The 17,051-nt window shown below is 40.5% G+C and carries 11 protein-coding genes and 2 tRNA genes; 6 read left to right on the top strand and 7 right to left on the bottom strand.

Features of this window, described 5'->3' with window-relative positions; translation table 11 throughout:
* The first annotated feature begins 111 nt into the window (after nucleotides 1-111).
* The 5 genes from DW036_RS12860 to DW036_RS12840 all read left to right on the top strand — a co-directional run bounded on the left by DW036_RS12860 (nucleotide 112) and on the right by DW036_RS12840 (nucleotide 7,523).
* The gene (locus tag DW036_RS12860) at nucleotides 112-2,634 is read left to right on the top strand and encodes an ATP-dependent Clp protease ATP-binding subunit (protein ID WP_118464737.1); all 2,523 of its coding nucleotides are present in this window, start codon (nucleotides 112-114) and stop codon (nucleotides 2,632-2,634) included.
* Nucleotides 2,635-2,759: 125 nt separating this feature from the next.
* Entirely contained in the window at nucleotides 2,760-4,805 is a 2,046-nt protein-coding gene (gene htpG, locus DW036_RS12855) for a molecular chaperone HtpG (protein WP_022393886.1), read from the top strand.
* Nucleotides 4,806-4,991: 186 nt separating this feature from the next.
* Nucleotides 4,992-7,283, top strand: coding sequence for a patatin-like phospholipase family protein (locus tag DW036_RS12850; protein WP_118464736.1), 2,292 nt, complete (start codon nucleotides 4,992-4,994; stop codon nucleotides 7,281-7,283).
* 75 nt (nucleotides 7,284-7,358) lie between these two features.
* Nucleotides 7,359-7,432, top strand: a tRNA-Arg gene (locus DW036_RS12845).
* Between the two features lie 17 nt (nucleotides 7,433-7,449).
* Nucleotides 7,450-7,523 (top strand) — tRNA-Arg (locus DW036_RS12840).
* 272 nt (nucleotides 7,524-7,795) lie between these two features.
* Here the strand turns inward: DW036_RS12840 and dapA are convergent.
* On the bottom strand, nucleotides 7,796-8,689 hold the full coding sequence (dapA, locus tag DW036_RS12835; protein WP_118464735.1) for a 4-hydroxy-tetrahydrodipicolinate synthase: 894 nt from the start codon (nucleotides 8,687-8,689) through the stop codon (nucleotides 7,796-7,798).
* Nucleotides 8,690-8,793: 104 nt separating this feature from the next.
* Complete coding sequence (gene ligA / locus DW036_RS12830; protein ID WP_118464734.1) at nucleotides 8,794-10,791, bottom strand: NAD-dependent DNA ligase LigA; 1,998 nt, start codon at nucleotides 10,789-10,791, stop codon at nucleotides 8,794-8,796.
* Nucleotides 10,792-10,870: 79 nt separating this feature from the next.
* Here ligA and trmD point away from each other — a divergent pair, with 79 nt between their 5' ends.
* Nucleotides 10,871-11,551, top strand: a complete 681-nt coding sequence (gene trmD / locus DW036_RS12825) for a tRNA (guanosine(37)-N1)-methyltransferase TrmD (RefSeq protein ID WP_022210442.1) — start codon at nucleotides 10,871-10,873, stop codon at nucleotides 11,549-11,551.
* Between the two features lie 89 nt (nucleotides 11,552-11,640).
* Here the strand turns inward: trmD and DW036_RS12820 are convergent, their stop codons facing one another.
* The 5 genes from DW036_RS12820 to DW036_RS12800 all read right to left on the bottom strand — a co-directional run bounded on the left by DW036_RS12820 (nucleotide 11,641) and on the right by DW036_RS12800 (nucleotide 16,995).
* Complete coding sequence (locus tag DW036_RS12820; RefSeq protein ID WP_007214229.1) at nucleotides 11,641-12,552, bottom strand: dihydroorotate dehydrogenase; 912 nt, start codon at nucleotides 12,550-12,552, stop codon at nucleotides 11,641-11,643.
* Nucleotides 12,540-13,316, bottom strand: coding sequence for a dihydroorotate dehydrogenase electron transfer subunit (locus tag DW036_RS12815; RefSeq protein ID WP_118222296.1), 777 nt, complete (start codon nucleotides 13,314-13,316; stop codon nucleotides 12,540-12,542). The genes DW036_RS12820 and DW036_RS12815 overlap by 13 nt, the downstream gene beginning before the upstream one ends.
* A gap of 141 nt (nucleotides 13,317-13,457) precedes the next feature.
* The gene (locus DW036_RS12810; protein ID WP_118464733.1) at nucleotides 13,458-13,937 is read right to left on the bottom strand and encodes a helix-turn-helix domain-containing protein; all 480 of its coding nucleotides are present in this window, start codon (nucleotides 13,935-13,937) and stop codon (nucleotides 13,458-13,460) included.
* 1,253 nt (nucleotides 13,938-15,190) lie between these two features.
* Nucleotides 15,191-16,210, bottom strand: a complete 1,020-nt coding sequence (holA, locus tag DW036_RS12805) for a DNA polymerase III subunit delta (protein WP_118464732.1) — start codon at nucleotides 16,208-16,210, stop codon at nucleotides 15,191-15,193.
* Nucleotides 16,211-16,218: 8 nt separating this feature from the next.
* Nucleotides 16,219-16,995 (bottom strand): AMP nucleosidase, encoded by a 777-nt coding sequence (locus DW036_RS12800; protein ID WP_007214225.1) that lies wholly within the window; start codon nucleotides 16,993-16,995, stop codon nucleotides 16,219-16,221.
* Nucleotides 16,996-17,051 lie beyond the last annotated feature (56 nt).

Below are 17,051 nucleotides of genomic sequence, written 5' to 3'. Positions count from 1 at the left end.
CACGGGTTTTGTATATAAATAAAATAAAACGATAGAATACGTACTGGAAATTATAAATGCGTATCTTTGTATTAAGTAACACCTTAGAATGAGGAAAGGAGAATATTAAGTATGAATAATCAGTTTTCACAAAGAGTTTCTGACATTATCACTTACAGCAAGGAAGAAGCTAACCGGCTGAAAAATAGATATATCGGTCCGGAGCATCTTCTACTCGGCATGTTGCGAGACGGCGGAGGGAAAGCTATAGAAATATTGCAGAAACTGAATATAGACCTGAACAGAGTTAAGAAACGCCTGGAAGGTTTTTTGAAAGAGATTGAGGATGATAACTTGTTGCCCGATGCAGACATTCCATTGTCTCCTATGGCAGCTAAGATATTGAAAATGTGTATACTCGAGGCTCGTCTGCTGAAGAGTGCCACTGCTGATACTGAACATGTATTGCTGGCTATCCTGAAAGATGGTAATAATTTGGCCGCTACGGTATTGGAAGAAAATAATATAGATTATAAGTCAGTGTTTGAGCAGCTTTCCATGAAAGCCAGCCCTAATGCAGGCATGGGATTTACGGAAGATGATGACGAGGAAGAGGACGAAATGAATATGTCTTCACGCTCTTCTCAAAGTGGTGGTTCACAGTCTTCTACACAAACAGCGTCTAAGAAACCATCCAACGATACTCCGGTGTTGGATAACTTTGGTATGGATATGACTCGGGCTGCAGAAGAAGGTAGGCTGGACCCTGTGGTAGGTCGTGAACGTGAAATCGAGCGATTGGCTCAGATATTGAGCCGTCGTAAGAAGAATAATCCGGTATTGATTGGTGAACCTGGTGTAGGTAAATCAGCTATTGTAGAGGGATTAGCATTGCGTATCGTTCAGAAGAAAGTATCTCGTATTCTGTTTGATAAACGTGTGGTAATGCTTGATATGGCTTCTGTGGTAGCCGGAACCAAATACCGCGGACAGTTTGAGGAACGTATTCGTTCTATCATTAATGAGTTGCAGAAGAATCCGAACGTAATTCTGTTTATTGACGAGATTCACACGATTGTGGGTGCCGGAGCAGCTGCCGGTTCTATGGATGCTGCCAATATGTTGAAACCTGCATTGGCACGTGGTGAAATACAATGTATAGGTGCCACTACCCTTGATGAATACCGGAAGAATATAGAAAAAGACGGTGCTTTGGAACGCCGTTTCCAGAAAGTGATTGTTGAACCGACCACTGCTGAGGAAACGCTCCAGATATTGAAGAATATCAAAGAGAAGTACGAAGACCATCATAATGTGACTTATACGGATGAAGCGCTGGAAGCATGTGTCAAGTTGACAGACCGCTACATTACTGACCGTAACTTCCCGGATAAGGCTATTGATGCTTTGGATGAAGCCGGTTCGCGCGTCCATCTGACAAACATTACTGTTCCGAAAGAGATTGAAGAACAGGAGAAACTGATTGAAGAAGCCCGTCAACAAAAGGCGGATGCGGTGAAATCGCAGAATTTCGAACTTGCTGCCAGCTTCCGTGATCATGAGAAAGAGTTTTCTGCTCGTCTGGAAGAAATGAAGGCTGAATGGGAAGCTCGCTTAAAAGATGACCGTCAGATAGTTGGTGAGGAAGAAATTGCGAATGTGGTTTCTATGATGTCCGGTGTGCCTGTACAGCGTATGGCGCAGGCTGAAGGTATTAAGTTAGCGGGTATGAAAGAAGAGCTGCAAGCTAAAGTTATAGCTCAGGATCCAGCTATTGAAAAGGTGACGAAAGCTATTCTGCGTAGTCGTGTAGGATTGAAAGATCCTAACCGTCCTATCGGAACATTCTTGTTCCTGGGACCTACGGGTGTGGGTAAAACTCACTTGGCGAAACAGTTGGCGAAATATATGTTTGGCTCTGCCGATGCGCTGATACGTGTGGATATGAGTGAATATATGGAGAAGTTTACCGTTTCTCGTCTTGTTGGTGCACCTCCGGGATACGTAGGATACGAAGAAGGCGGACAGTTGACAGAGAAAGTGCGCCGTAAACCTTACTCTATCGTATTGTTGGACGAGATTGAGAAAGCTCACCCGGATGTATTCAACATCTTGTTACAACTGATGGATGAAGGTCGTCTGACTGACAGTTATGGCAGAACTGTAGACTTCAAGAATACAGTGGTTATCATGACTTCAAACATTGGTACACGTCAATTGAAAGACTTCGGTCGTGGTGTAGGTTTTGCCGCCCAAAATCGTACGGATGATAAAGAATATTCACGCGGCGTGATACAAAAGGCTTTGAATAAGTCGTTTGCCCCTGAGTTTCTGAACCGTGTCGACGAGATTATTACTTTCGATCAGCTTTCGCTGGATGCTATCGAAAAGATTATCGATATCGAGTTGAAAGGCTTGTATGAGCGCGTAGAATCTCTTGGATATAAGCTTGTTATTGATGCTAAAGCCAAGACGTTCATGGCATCTAAAGGATATGATGTGCAGTTTGGTGCCCGCCCGTTGAAGCGTGCCATCCAGACTTATCTGGAAGATGGACTTTCGGAATTGATTATTTCTTCTGAATTGCAGACGGGCGATACGATTTCTGTCTCTTTGAACGAAGAAAAAGGAGAACTGGACATCAAGAAAGCATGAAAATGAAGTCTTCTTAGAAGATGATAAACAGTCAAAATGTCAGTCCTTATGGGCTGGCATTTTTTTTGCATTACACTTGCCAAACGATTAAATATATAAACTTAAAAATATAAATCATAAGTAGTATGCAAAAAGGAAATATTGGGGTAACTACCGAAAACATTTTCCCCGTTATCAAAAAGTTCTTGTACAGCGATCATGAAATTTTTCTCCGCGAATTAGTTTCTAATGCCGTAGATGCTACGCAGAAGTTGAAAACCTTAGCCTCTATTGGCGAGTTTAAAGGTGAAGTTGGCGATTTGACCGTACATGTATCTTTAGGAAAAGATACAATTACTGTTTCGGACCGTGGTATTGGTTTAACTGCCGAAGAAATCGACAAATATATCAACCAGATTGCCTTTTCAGGTGCCAACGACTTCTTGGAGAAGTATAAGAATGATGCTAATGCAATTATCGGTCACTTCGGTTTAGGCTTTTATTCAGCTTTCATGGTGGCTAAGAAAGTGGAAATTATCACGAAATCCCATAAAGAAGGTGCTCAAGCTGTGAAATGGAGTTGCGATGGTAGTCCGGAATTCACCATTGAGAACATTGATAAAGCCGACCGTGGTACAGATATAGTACTTTACATTGACGATGAAAGTAAGGAATTCCTGGAAGAGGCCCGCATTTCTTCTCTGTTGAAGAAATATTGTAGTTTCCTTCCCATACCTATTGCTTTTGGCAAGAAGAAAGACTGGAAAGATGGAAAACAGGTTGAAACAGACGAAGATAACATCATCAATGACAGCAATCCGTTGTGGACATTGAAACCCAGCGAACTGAAGGATGAAGATTATAAGAAGTTCTATCGTGACCTGTATCCGATGTCTGATGAACCTCTGTTCTGGATACATTTGAATGTAGATTATCCGTTCCATCTGACAGGTATCCTCTACTTCCCGAAAGTAAAGAGCAATATCGAATTGAATAAGAATAAGATACAGCTTTATAGCAACCAGGTATACGTTACGGATTCAGTAGAAGGTATCGTACCTGACTTTCTGACACTGTTGCATGGTGTACTCGATTCTCCGGATATTCCGTTGAATGTATCCCGTTCTTATCTACAGAGCGACTCTAACGTGAAGAAGATTTCGACATATATCACGAAGAAAGTATCTGATCGTCTGCAATCTATCTTCAAAAATGATCGCAAACAGTTCGAGGAAAAGTGGAATGACCTGAAGATTTTCATCAATTACGGAATGCTTACTCAGGAAGACTTCTATGACAGAGCAAAAGATTTTGCCCTTTTCACCGATACGGATGGTAAATGCTATACATTTGAAGAGTATCAGAAGCTGATTAAAGATAATCAGACTGATAAAGATGGCAATTTGATCTATTTGTATGCTAATCATAAAGATGAGCAATTCAGCTATATCGAGGCTGCTAAGAATAAGGGATATAATGTATTGCTGATGGATGGCCAACTGGATATTGCTGTAGTAAGCATGTTGGAGCAAAAGTTTGAGAAATCTCGCTTTACCCGTGTAGATAGTGATGTTATCGATAATCTGATTATCAAAGAAGATAAGAAAGGTGAAACTCTGGAAGCAGGCAAACAAGAAGCTCTTTCTGCTGTATTCAAGAGCCAGTTGCCTAAGCTGGAAAAGGTTGAGTTTAATATCACTGCGCAGGCTTTGGGTGAAAATTCTTCTCCTGTGATGATTACCCAAAGTGAATATATGCGCCGTATGAAAGAAATGGCTAATATTCAGGCAGGTATGAGTTTCTATGGAGAAATGCCCGATATGTTCAACCTTGTGCTGAATTCAGATCATAAACTGGTGAAAGAAGTTCTTGCAGACGAAGAAAAAGAGTGCGATTCTGTTGTAGCTCCTATTCAGCAAGAAATGAATGATGTAGACAAACGTCGTAATGAGCTGAAAGATAAACAAAAAGGTAAGAAAGACGAAGAAATTTCTACTGCTGAAAAGGACGAGGTGAACGGATTGGATCAGAAGTGGGAAGAACTGAAAACAAAGAAAGACGAAGTATTTGCCGGATATGCAGCTAAAAATAAAGTTGTCCGCCAATTGATTGACCTGGCATTGCTGCAAAATGGCATGCTGAAAGGTGAAGCTTTGAATAACTTTGTGAAGAGAAGCATCGAGTTAATCTAAATACGCCCTTTATTCACAATCTATATGCCGGGAGCATTGCAACTTTTATGAGAGTTGTAATGCTCCTTTTTTCGTATATTTTGTGTGGGAACGCTTGTTTTTTAGCGTTGGATACGTCCAATTTCGAAACAATTGCATATATTTGAGCTTTAATAATAATATATTTTCAGCTCGGAACTTTGAAGTATGAAAAGAATTCTTTTGCTTTTATCGTTTTGTTTCTTGTTGCTGCCCATGTTGCATGCCCAAAAAGTTGGACTTGTATTGAGTGGTGGTGGTGCGAAAGGTATGACGCATATCGGCATCATTCGGGCTTTGGAAGAAAACAATATCCCTATCGATTATATTACCGGTACATCCATGGGAGCCATTATCGGTTCGTTGTATGCCATGGGTTACTCTCCCGATGATATGGAGGCTTTGCTGCGTTCAGAAGACTTTAAACGCTGGTATTCTGGAAAAGTAGAGCCTAAATACGCTTATTATTTTAAGAAAAGTATTCCCACGCCGGAATTTTTTAATATCCGCTTTGATTTTAAGGACTCCTTGAATGTCAAACCGCAATTGCCGACCAGTATGGTTAACCCCATCCAGATGAATCTGGTGTTTGTGGAGCTGTTTGCCCGTGCTACGGCTGCTTGTGACGGTGATTTTGATAGGCTGTTTGTTCCTTTCCGCTGTATTGCTTCTGATGTATACAATAAACGGCAAATAGTGTTAGGGAAAGGTGATCTGGGAGATGCTGTCCGTGCTTCCATGAGTTTCCCGTTTGTTTTTAAGCCTATTGAGATAGATAGTGTGTTGGCTTATGATGGTGGTATTTACAATAACTTTCCAACGGATGTTATGCGGGATGATTTTCATCCGGATATTATCATTGGTAGTGTAGTGGCTGCCAATCCATCCAAGCCTAAAGAAAATGACCTTATGAGTCAGATTGAGAACATGGTGATGCAGAAGACGGACTATTCTATTCCGGATTCTGTCGGCATCCTTATGACATTCAAGTATGATGATGTGAACTTACTTGATTTTGACCGTCTTCAGGAACTCCATGATATAGGTTACAATCGCACTCTTAGCCTGATGGATTCTATAAAGGGGCGTATTCATCGTAGGGTGAATGCAGATAATGTGCGTTTACGCCGTCTGGTTTATCGCAGTAATCTGCCGCAGCTCTATTTCCAGAAAATTTATATTGATGGAGCTAACCCTCAACAACAAGCTTATATTCAGAAGGAATTTCATGATGAAGAAGATGAACCATTCACCTACGAAGATCTAAAGCGTGGATATTTCCGTTTACTTGCGGATAACATGATATCGGAAATCATTCCGAAGGCGATATTTAATGAGGAAACCGATATGTACGATTTACATCTGAAAGTAAAGATGGAGGATAATTTCTCTGTCCGTTTGGGTGGTAGTGTGTCTACGACGAGTTCCAATCAGATATATCTGGGACTGGGCTATCAGAACTTAAATTATTATGCCAAAGAGTTTACGTTTGATGGTCAATTGGGTAAAGTTTATAATAATGCCCAACTGATGGCGCGTATAGATTTGCCTACTCATATTCCTACTTCATATCGGCTTATTGCATCTATCAGTACTTTTGATTATTACAAGAAAGAGAAACTGTTCTCTAAAAACGATAAACCTTCCTTTAATTCAAAGGATGAACGATTTCTGAAGTTGATTATCGCTTTACCATTCTTAGCGAATAAACGGGCTGAATTTGGCTTTGGTATTGGAAAATTGCAAGATAACTATTTTCAATCCAGTGTGATAAACTTTGAAGAAGACCGTTCGGATAGGAGTTTATACAGGCTTATAGGCGGTTCTATTAGTTTTTATGGAAGTACACTGAATTCTCGTCAATACGCTACAAAAGGATATAACGAGAAATTAATAGCTCAGATTTTTACGGGAAAAGAGAGATATAAGCCTGGAAATCCGGCAGAACAGCCTGTTACACAGGAACGGCAATCATGGTTACAGATTTCTTATATGAAAGAAGCATATCATAGTATGGCGCCTAAATTTGTTTTGGGGTGGATGGCGGAAGCGCTGTATTCATCGAGAAACTTCTCGGAGAATTTTACGGCGACAATGATGCAGGCTGCAGAGTTTTCGCCGACTCCGCATAGTAAGCTGATGTATAATGAGGCTTTCCGTGCTAATCAGTTTTTGGCTGCCGGTATCAAGCCTATGTTTATTTTCAATGATATGTTTCATCTGAGAGGAGAATTTTATGGATTTATGCCTATTTTTCCTATTGAGAAGAATACGCAAAACAAAGCATTTTATGGAAAAGCTTTCTCAAAGGTAGAATATATGGGAGAAGTTTCTGTTATTTGCCAATTACCTTTTGGAGCGATCTCTGCTTATGTAAATCATTATAGCTCACCGAGAAGGGAGTGGAATGTGGGGCTGAGTATCGGTTGGCAACTGTTTAATTACCGTTTCATCGAATAATTTTCTTCAAAAAAAGTTTGTAGAATACTTGCAGTTTCGGAAAAAGTCCGTATCTTTGCACCCGTTAAACAAAAAGGCCGCGTAGCTCAACTGAATAGAGTAGCTGACTACGGATCAGCCGGTTACAGGTTTGAATCCTGTCGCGGTCACATCTTTTTGATAACAAGGTCGCGTAGCTCAACTGAATAGAGTAGCTGACTACGGATCAGCCGGTTACAGGTTTGAATCCTGTCGCGATCACAAAAAACCTCTGCAAAGTACTTTGCAGAGGTTTTTTGTGATACACCGTAGGGTAACGGTTATATCAGTGTAGACTCATGCAAATATGTGTGTGAGTCTACACAGATATAACTGTGTGCTTGTGCAGATATAAGTATTAATTTCTTTCCCTGGATGAATAAATCCGTCTCATGAGACGGTAAAAATCAGCTTGTGAGACGAAAAAAATCGTCCCCTGAGATGAATTTTTTCATCTCAGGGGACGATTTACAAAGAAATATCTATTCTTTTTCTTAGCACTTAATGTTTAACTCATCCAAAATCTTCCGCATGGCCTCAAAAGTAGTAATCCTGGTAGGCACAAGCGGAAGGCGGAGTTTATTCTCAATCATTCCCATAACGTTCAACATTGCTTTTACGCCTGCCGGATTACCATCCACAAAAAGAAGCTTGAATAGCTCGGCAAATTTATGATGGATAGTCAATGCATTTGCATAATCTCCTCGCAATGCCAGTCTTACCATGCGGCTAAATTCGCGTGGAAATGCATTTCCGATGACCGATATGATGCCAACAGCTCCCAAAGTAATCAAAGGGAAGGTAATACCATCATCTCCCGAAATAACGTCAAAATTGGCCGGTTTATTCTTGATGATATCATCCATTTGAGTGATGTCACCGGAAGCTTCCTTGATAGCAATAACATTTTTGAAGTCACGGGCAATGCGCAGCGTGGTTTCTGCTTTCATATTTACACCGGTACGACCGGGAACATTATAGAGTACAATTGGGAGTTCTGTTGCCTCTGCAATTGCTTTATAATGTTGATAGATACCTTCCTGAGAAGGTTTATTATAATAGGGAACAACAGACAGAATAGCATCTACTCCGGTAAAATCGTCGTTTTGAAGGGTATCCACAATGGCACGCGTATTATTTCCACCAACACCGAGCAGGATAGGTATCCGACCATTTACTCGTTCGATGACCATTCTCTTGATTTTCTTTTTTTCTTCTTCCGTCAGTGTCGGAGTTTCTGCCGTAGTGCCCAGCACACACAAAAAATCAGTATTGTTTTGAAGTTGATAGTCCACCAAACGTATCAATGCATCGTAATCAACGCTCTCATCCTCTTTAAAAGGAGTAATCAGCGCTACCCCCATTCCTTTCAATTTAGTCTGTATCATGAGTGAAATTTAAGTAATCTCTAATTAAATGACTCGCAAAAGTACGAATATTTTCGATTTCTACAGCAAATATAAGCTATAAAAAAGATTTCACTGGAAAAATGTTACGAAATGAGCGCTAAAAACTCATCTTCGCTCATTATCTGTACACCCAGCTTTTGCGCTTTTTCCAATTTGGCGGGTCCCATATTTTCTCCTGCCAGGATAAAACTGGTCTTGGCAGAAATGCTACCTACACTTTTTCCTCCATTCTTCTCTATCAAATCTTTATATTCGTCTCTGGAGTGGTGGGTGAACACACCGCTGATTACAATAGACTGTCCGGCAAGCTTATCGGTATAGCCGCTCAGATCTTCTTCCTTCCGGTTAAACTGTAATCCGGCAACTTTCAGTCGCTCTATTAATTCTCTATTCAGAGGATTAGCGAAGTAGGAAATGATGCTTTGCGCTATTTTCTCACCGATTTCATCGATATTTATCAATCTTTCAAGATTTGCATTTTCCAGTTCTTCTATGTCAGTGAAAGACTTAGCTATTTTCTTTGCTACAGTTTCACCGACAAAGCGGATACCCAGGGCGAACAACGCTCGCTCAAAAGGCACTTCCTTACTTTGGGCAATACCCTTGACGATATTTTCCGCCGACTTATCTCCCATACGGTCCAGATTCTTGATATCGTCTACAGTCAGCTTGTACAGATCTGCCGTATCCTTAATGAGTCCTAACCGGTAGAACATATCCACAGTTTCCGGACCTAATCCGTCAATGTTCATAGCCTTCCGGCTGATGAAATGCTCGATCTTTCCTTTTATCTGAGGCGGACAAGCCGTTTCGTTGGGGCAATAATGCGCAGCTTCTCCCTCGTAACGGATTAATTTGCTGCCACATTCAGGGCAATGAGTGATGAACTTCACTTTTTCACCTACCATCATACTCCGGGCATCTTTGTCTACTCCGGTAATTTTGGGTATGATTTCGCCACCTTTTTCTACATAAACCATATCGCCGACATGCAAGTCGAGCCCTTCAATGATATCCGCATTATGCAGAGAGGCGCGTTTTACGATTGTACCCGATAATTGTACCGGATCCAGGTTGGCAACAGGGGTTACTGCTCCGGTTCTTCCCACCTGGTAAGTCACCTTGTTTAAGCGGGTCAATGCACGCTCTGCCTGGAACTTGTATGCGATGGCCCAACGAGGAGATTTTGCGGTGAAACCAAGGTTTTTCTGCTGTTTCAGGCTATTAACTTTCAAAACAATGCCATCCGTGGCTACAGGTAAATTCTTCCGTTCTGTATCCCAATAATGGATGTAATCGAACACTTCCTGCAGGCTGTGGCACTTCTTCATATGGTCGGAGATTTTGAATCCCCATTGTGCAGCTTTCTGCAGGTTTTCATAATGTCCGTCGCAAGGAAGTTCTTCGCCTAATAAATAATAAAGATAGGCATCCAGTTTGCGGGAAGCAACTATAGCAGAGTTTTGTAATTTCAAAGTGCCTGATGCAGCATTACGCGGATTAGCGAAAAGAGGTTCTTCGCGCGCCTCTTTTTCGCGGTTTAGTTCCTCAAAGACTTCCCACGGCATTAGTATTTCCCCTCTGATCTCAAATAATTGGGGATAATCACCATGCAAAACAAGGGGGATAGTACGGATTGTCTTCACATTATCCGTTACATCATCGCCTTTTTCACCGTCACCACGGGTTACGGCACGAATTAATTTACCGTTTTCGTATGTCAGTGAGATGGAAGTACCGTCATATTTAAGTTCGGCACAAATTTCAAAATCTTCGTTCAGGGCTTTTTGAGCGCGATCATAAAAGTCAGATACCTCACCTTCAGAATAGGTATTACCCAACGAAAGCATTGGATATTTGTGTGCCACTTGCGTGAAATTCTTATTCAAATCGCTTCCTACGCGCATGGTTGGCGAATTTTCGTCCTGATATTCAGGATGTTCTCGCTCCATCTCCTGCAATTCCCGCATCATGTCGTCGAACTCTTTGTCGGAGATTTCGGGAGCATTCAACACGTAATAATTGTAGTTGTGCCGATGCAGTTCGGCACGGAGCTGATCTATCTTTTCTTTTGCAGTCATAGCTATTTCAGATTGTTTGAACGCAAAAATACAGGTTTCTCCTCTAATATTTGTACTTTTGCAGAAAATTAAAATTAATATGCGCATTGATATAATAACAGTTCTACCGGAGATGATTGAAGGCTTTTTCAATTGCTCCATAATGAAACGTGCTCAGAATAAAGGGCTTGCAGAAATACATATTCATAATTTACGTGATTATACTGAAGATAAATATCGACGGGTGGATGATTATCCTTTTGGCGGTTTTGCCGGAATGGTGATGAAAATAGAGCCTATAGAGCGCTGTATCAATGCCTTGAAGGCAGAACGGGAGTATGATGAAGTCATTTTTACGACTCCTGATGGTGAGCAGTTCAATCAGCCAATGGCCAATACACTTTCACTTACCCAGAACCTTATTATCCTTTGCGGACATTTTAAAGGTATCGATTATCGTATTCGTGAGCATCTGATCACTAAAGAAATCAGTATCGGAGACTATGTGCTGACCGGTGGAGAGCTGGCGGCAGCAGTGATGGCGGATGCTATTGTCCGCATTATCCCCGGTGTTATTTCCGATGAGCAATCAGCCTTGTCCGACTCATTTCAGGATAATCTTTTGGCAGCTCCGGTCTATACAAGACCTGCCGATTACAATGGTTGGAAAGTTCCGGAAATTTTATTGTCCGGGCATGAGGCCAAGATTAAGGAATGGGAGTTGCAACAGTCTTTGGAACGGACGCGTAGACTCCGCCCGGATTTGCTGGGAGAGGAATAAATCAGTTGTATAAAAATAGAAAAAGGACATTCATAGCGAATGTCCTTTTTTATGTAAAACAGGTGCGAATGATATTCACTTGTTATTAGTTATACCTCAAGCGCACCGATAATTTCTTTCACGGACTTATATCCGTGTCTATCGAGATAGTCGTTTATACCTTCCGCTACTTTAATTGTAACTGCCGGATCGATGAAATTTGCCGTACCGATTTGGATGGCTGAAGCTCCGGCGAGCATAAATTCCACTGCGTCTTTCCAGTTCATGATACCTCCTAAACCTATGACAGGTATTTTTACCGCCTGAGCAACTTGCCATACCATACGGAGTGCGATTGGTTTTACTGCTGCTCCAGACATACCACCTGTTACGGTAGAGAGTATAGGACGCCTGCGTTCCGCGTCTATAGCCATTCCAAGCAATGTATTAATTAATGAAACGCTGTCTGCACCGCCATTTTCTACTGCACGGGCTATTTCAGCGATGCTTGTCACGTTGGGAGACAGCTTCACGATAAGTGTCTTTTTGTAAGCTGCGCGCACAGCTTTCACCACTTCTTCGGCTCCTTTTGCAGTGACGCCAAAAGCCATTCCACCTTGCTTCACATTAGGGCAAGAGATGTTCAATTCAATGGCAGGAATTTTGTCAAGTTCGTTAATGGCTTCCGCTGTTTTTACATAATCTTCTATGGCAGACCCCGAAACATTTACAATCATATTGGTTTCGATGTCCTTAATACGCGGATATATCTGTTCAACAAAGTAATTTACTCCCTTATTTTGCAGTCCCACAGCGTTTAACATACCTGATGGAGTCTCTGCCATACGCGGATATGGGTTACCTTCACGTTTGTGAAGAGTCGTTCCCTTTACAATTATACCACCTATTCGCGTAATATCAATGAAATCGGCAAACTCTTCACCATATCCAAATGTGCCGGAAGCCGTCATCACCGGATTCTTCATTTGTAATTCTCCAATGTTTACACTTAAATCTGCCATAATAGTTTGTTTATATTAAAAACCGGACCTTCTTTACATACACATAAATGCCCTTCCGTTGTATTTTCCACACAACAGAGGCAAGCGCCTATACCACACGCCATTGTATTTTCCAATGATACTTCACAGGCTATATCTTTACTTTTGGCATATTTAGCCACTGCCATCATCATAGGCTTAGGACCACAAGTGTAAATCTGCTCGAATTGCACCTTATTCAATATGGAATGTTGTGTCACATATCCCTTTTCGCCATGACTGCCGTCCTCGGTAGTCGTATATACATCACCATAAGCTGCAAACTGCTCCAGTTGCAGCAAGTCCTTATCGCTTCTTGCTCCCAGAAGGAACGTCGGTTTACTGCCGTTTTTAGCTAATTGCTCGCCCAGATAAAGCATGGGAGCTGTACCAACACCTCCACCTACTAACAGAAGCTTATCAGAAGCCTTTTCAGGCATTGTGAAGCCATTTCCCAAAGGAAGTACTACATTGACCGTATCTCCGGCTTTTGCTTCGCCTAATTGCCTGGTTCCGTCTCCAATCAGTTGGATCAGAAACCACACTTCATTGCGTTGTCTATCTACATAATTAATGGAAATGGGGCGGCGCAAGAAAGTAGTTGGAGATCCGTCCACACGTATTTCCGCAAATTGTCCCGGAAGCATATCCGGAAGTGGAGACGGAGACGTCAGTTTCAACAGCACATAATTAGCGTGCAGTCGGACGTTCTCAGTCACTGTCAAATCTAAAATGTATTTTTTCATTATCCTATATAAAGAAGTGAATTTTATCTTTAGGGTACAAAGATAATGCAAATCGAATGCAGAACTTTCATGCTTGCATGAAAAAGTTATGCTGAGATGCTTATCTTATCCAAAGATACGGGAAATTGTGCAAATAGCCATTTATGAGCCTTGCTTTTCGGGTTTAAACGTCTCGTACGTATTATCGTCGAAGAAAATTCTTATTTCAGTGATTTTTCTGGAAGGCCTTTCTTTATAGATAATCTCTTGTTTTACAACCTCTTTAGTGGCATTTACAGGCGTTTCTAATGCGATTTCCTTGCGATTTTCGGCCGGACCTGTCTCTTTGGACGGATTTACGGAATTCTCAGCGAATAATGGATAGTCGAATCCGCTCTCGATAGAAGAGTCAGAATCGGAAGACGTATTACTCATTTCACCTTGTCCGGTAAGTAACCATTCCAAATTTATATCATTATATCTTTGATGTAGGCGAAGAATAACTTCTGTACTTGGATACTTATTACGCGGACCTAAAATATGTGAGATGGTAGCTTGAGCTACACCAATACTTTCGGCAAATGCGCCTGCGGTTAATTTTTCCCGATCCATGATCATTTTGAACCTATCTTTTATGCTCATAACTGTTGCGATATAGGTGATATTTACAATTGTATTGATTTTCTTTTGGATTACAAAAGTAAAAAAATGAAATTACAAAAGCAAATTAAAAATGTAAATTCTTTCATATTACAATTGTATGTTGATTATTTCATATGTTATTTGCATAAATGTAATGATATATATTACCTAGATTTTTAACCCATATTTTTACTTTAATAAAACTATGTATATTATTGGTTATTATGTATCTAAATTTAGATTTTCTACGTGATATATTCCATATTACAATTGTTTTCCCATTGATTTCTCTATTTATGAACTGTTAGATCATATAAATTGTTATATATACACTGATTATTAGCAATTTAATTGTGTTTTTACTCCTCGTTAACCCCTATCCTATTACTTTTGTTATTTTATCATTATCTCATTAAAAACAGTATTATTACAATTGTGTATTATATCTTTTGATTACATTTGTTATATACATAATTGTTATATATTCAATTGTAAATATAAAGATATTACTTTTTTAATATTTCATAGTTGAAATAACAACTATTTCCTTTTCTAATTGCATTTATTCTTGATGATAGATTCGATATTACAGAAAGAATTTGTTACACTAAAATAAGGAAAGTTCAATTGATATGTTCTAAAGTCTTCGTAATTGTAAATCCTTGCTTTATTTCTGTATAAATGATCATGAACTTGGAATTTCTTAATTCTCAGGAGCTTATTTTGAGTATATTTAATTGTAATACAGTGTATTATACCCTATTTTTTAGTTTTAATTTTCTCTCATTCTAGAAAAATAACCCCTTTTTAAGTGCGAAATGACATAATGATAGTGAAAATGGCATTTACTTCTCTATTATTGCTGATATAGTTAACAAGTATAATCTCTTCTAAAATAAGAAATAGACGATCTATTTCTATTGATCTGCTGACCACTTTCTAAATATAATTTTCCTTTTTCTTAGAAAAAGTATATTGTTTTCCTATAAAAATATGCCTGCTTTACTCGGGACAGGAGATTATATTATATATAAACACATGGTCTATTTGCATTAAATAGACCATGTGTTTATATCAGATAAATGGTCTGTTCATTGTATATAGACCATCTGTTTCAGCGAATATGTTGTATGTATTTCAGATACCCTTCCACACTCTATTACCTATGAACAGTACGTTTGGGAACGGTGGAAGGGGGTGAAGGAAAAGCTAAATTTCTTGTTTAATGAAGAGTATATAGAAGAAAAAAGCTATTAATGCAGGATCTTGAAGACCAGTTCGCGAAGAATATCCCCGTCACTTAAAGATGGATTTCCCACTCCTTTAGATTTTGCATCTGCATATCGTATTTCTCCGATAATTTGCATGGTCTTTACTCCATTATATCGGCGCATAGCTGAGAGATAGTCTTTGGCCTGCCAGGGGGTACGTAGTCCCAACATGTTGGCTATGCCTTGCTCCGATTTTTCAGGGGCATAATAGGCCAACATCAAGTTAGAAAAGAATCCAAAAAGTAAAGATAAAGTCATTTGAATTGGATTTGTCTTCGGATTTTCTTCAAAATATTTTATTATCTTATTAGCTTTCAGGACATCCTTTTCAACGAGAGCACTACGTAATTCGAAGTTATTATAGTCCTTACTGATACCAATGTTCTTCTCTATCTGTTCGGGGGTAACGCGTGTATGACCTTTTGGAAGTGTAATGCTCAGTTTTTCCAGCTCCCCCGTGAGGCGACTGAGGTCGGCGCCAACGAAATCGGCCAGCATGGCAGTGGCTTTAGGTTCCACGTCGATACCTTTGCGTTTCATATAAGAAGTGATGAATGCCGGTAGTTGGGCATCCTTCACTTTTTTAGATTCAAACAGGACACCAGTCTTTTCGATTTCGGCAGCCAGCTTCTTTCTTCGGTCCAATACGCCATGTTTATGGCATATTACTAATATGGTAGAAAGCAGCGGTTTTTGGAGGTAATAAGAAAGTTCCTCCATATTACGGATATTCTGCGCTTCCTTTACCACCACCACCTGATGCTCGGACATCATCGGATAACGCTTGGCGGCATTAATAACGGTAGCTATATCCACATCTGCCCCGTAGACAACGGTCAGGTTGAACTCCTTTTCCGTTTCGGTCAGAATATTGTCTGTTATATAGTCGGCAATGAGGTCGATGTAATAGGGTTCCTCGCCCATGAGATAATAGACGGGACGGTATTGCTTCGCTCTCAGTTCCTTTAAGATGTCATCACACGTGATTTCCTGTTTTGCCATATTCGTTTTTACCAGTCGAATTTCAGATGTTTTACGGTTTTCTTCTCGTCGATAATCATACGCAGGGATGCGATACCGATTTCAACGTGCTCGGTTACATAATTTTGGGTAACCAGATTATCGCTTTTATCGGTTTTCACTCCTTCAGGAATCATTGGCTGGTCAGAAACCAGTAAGATGGCTCCGGTAGGGATGTGATTGGCAAAACCGCAACTGAAGAGAGTCGCTGTTTCCATATCAACGGCCATGGCACGGGTTTTCTTCAGATATTCCTTGAATTCCTCGTCATGCTCCCAAATGCGGCGGTTGGTAGTGTATACGGTACCTGTCCAATAGTCGCGGGCATGGTCGCGGATGGATGAAGAAACGGCACGCTGCAACATAAATGCCGGTAGCGCCGGTACTTCGGGCGGGAAGTAGTCATTGGAAGTTCCTTCGCCACGGATGGCGGCGATAGGAAGGATGAGATCCCCTATTCTGTTTTTCTTATCGATACCACCGCACTTGCCCAGGAACAGGCAGGCTTTGGGCTGTATAGCACTTAGTAAATCCATGATAATTGCAGCGTTAGGGCTTCCCATACCAAAGTTGATAATGGTCATGCCTTCTGCTGAAGCAGACGTCATATTAGCGTCTTTACCAAGAACGGGCACATTGAACTTCTCTGCAAAAATATCCACATACTTGTTGAAGTTAGTCAACAGAATATACTCTCCAAAGTCCTCAAGCTTACGTTTTGTGTAACGAGGCAGCCAGTTAGCTACGATTTCTTGCTTTGTTTTCATAAGATTTCATTAAATTTGTTCCCTAAATACTTTCAGGGAGCGATTATTTAACTCAC

It is taken from the genome of Bacteroides sp. AF39-11AC, from assembly GCF_003474285.1.
GTDB lineage: Bacteria > Bacteroidota > Bacteroidia > Bacteroidales > Bacteroidaceae > Bacteroides.
The sequence above is the reverse complement of the archived record's forward strand: the minus strand, read 5'-3'. Positions and strand labels throughout refer to the sequence as shown.

Coding starts and splice junctions, on each gene's coding strand:
- trmD (WP_022210442.1), top strand. CDS start 10,871: ATGCGCATTGATATAATAACAGTTCTACCGGAGATGATTGAAGGCTTT.
- DW036_RS12815 (WP_118222296.1), bottom strand. CDS start 13,316: ATGAAAAAATACATTTTAGATTTGACAGTGACTGAGAACGTCCGACTG.
- DW036_RS12820 (WP_007214229.1), bottom strand. CDS start 12,552: ATGGCAGATTTAAGTGTAAACATTGGAGAATTACAAATGAAGAATCCG.
- DW036_RS12850 (WP_118464736.1), top strand. CDS start 4,992: ATGAAAAGAATTCTTTTGCTTTTATCGTTTTGTTTCTTGTTGCTGCCC.
- htpG (WP_022393886.1), top strand. CDS start 2,760: ATGCAAAAAGGAAATATTGGGGTAACTACCGAAAACATTTTCCCCGTT.
- DW036_RS12800 (WP_007214225.1), bottom strand. CDS start 16,995: ATGAAAACAAAGCAAGAAATCGTAGCTAACTGGCTGCCTCGTTACACA.
- DW036_RS12810 (WP_118464733.1), bottom strand. CDS start 13,937: ATGAGCATAAAAGATAGGTTCAAAATGATCATGGATCGGGAAAAATTA.
- holA (WP_118464732.1), bottom strand. CDS start 16,210: ATGGCAAAACAGGAAATCACGTGTGATGACATCTTAAAGGAACTGAGA.
- dapA (WP_118464735.1), bottom strand. CDS start 8,689: ATGATACAGACTAAATTGAAAGGAATGGGGGTAGCGCTGATTACTCCT.
- DW036_RS12860 (WP_118464737.1), top strand. CDS start 112: ATGAATAATCAGTTTTCACAAAGAGTTTCTGACATTATCACTTACAGC.
- ligA (WP_118464734.1), bottom strand. CDS start 10,791: ATGACTGCAAAAGAAAAGATAGATCAGCTCCGTGCCGAACTGCATCGG.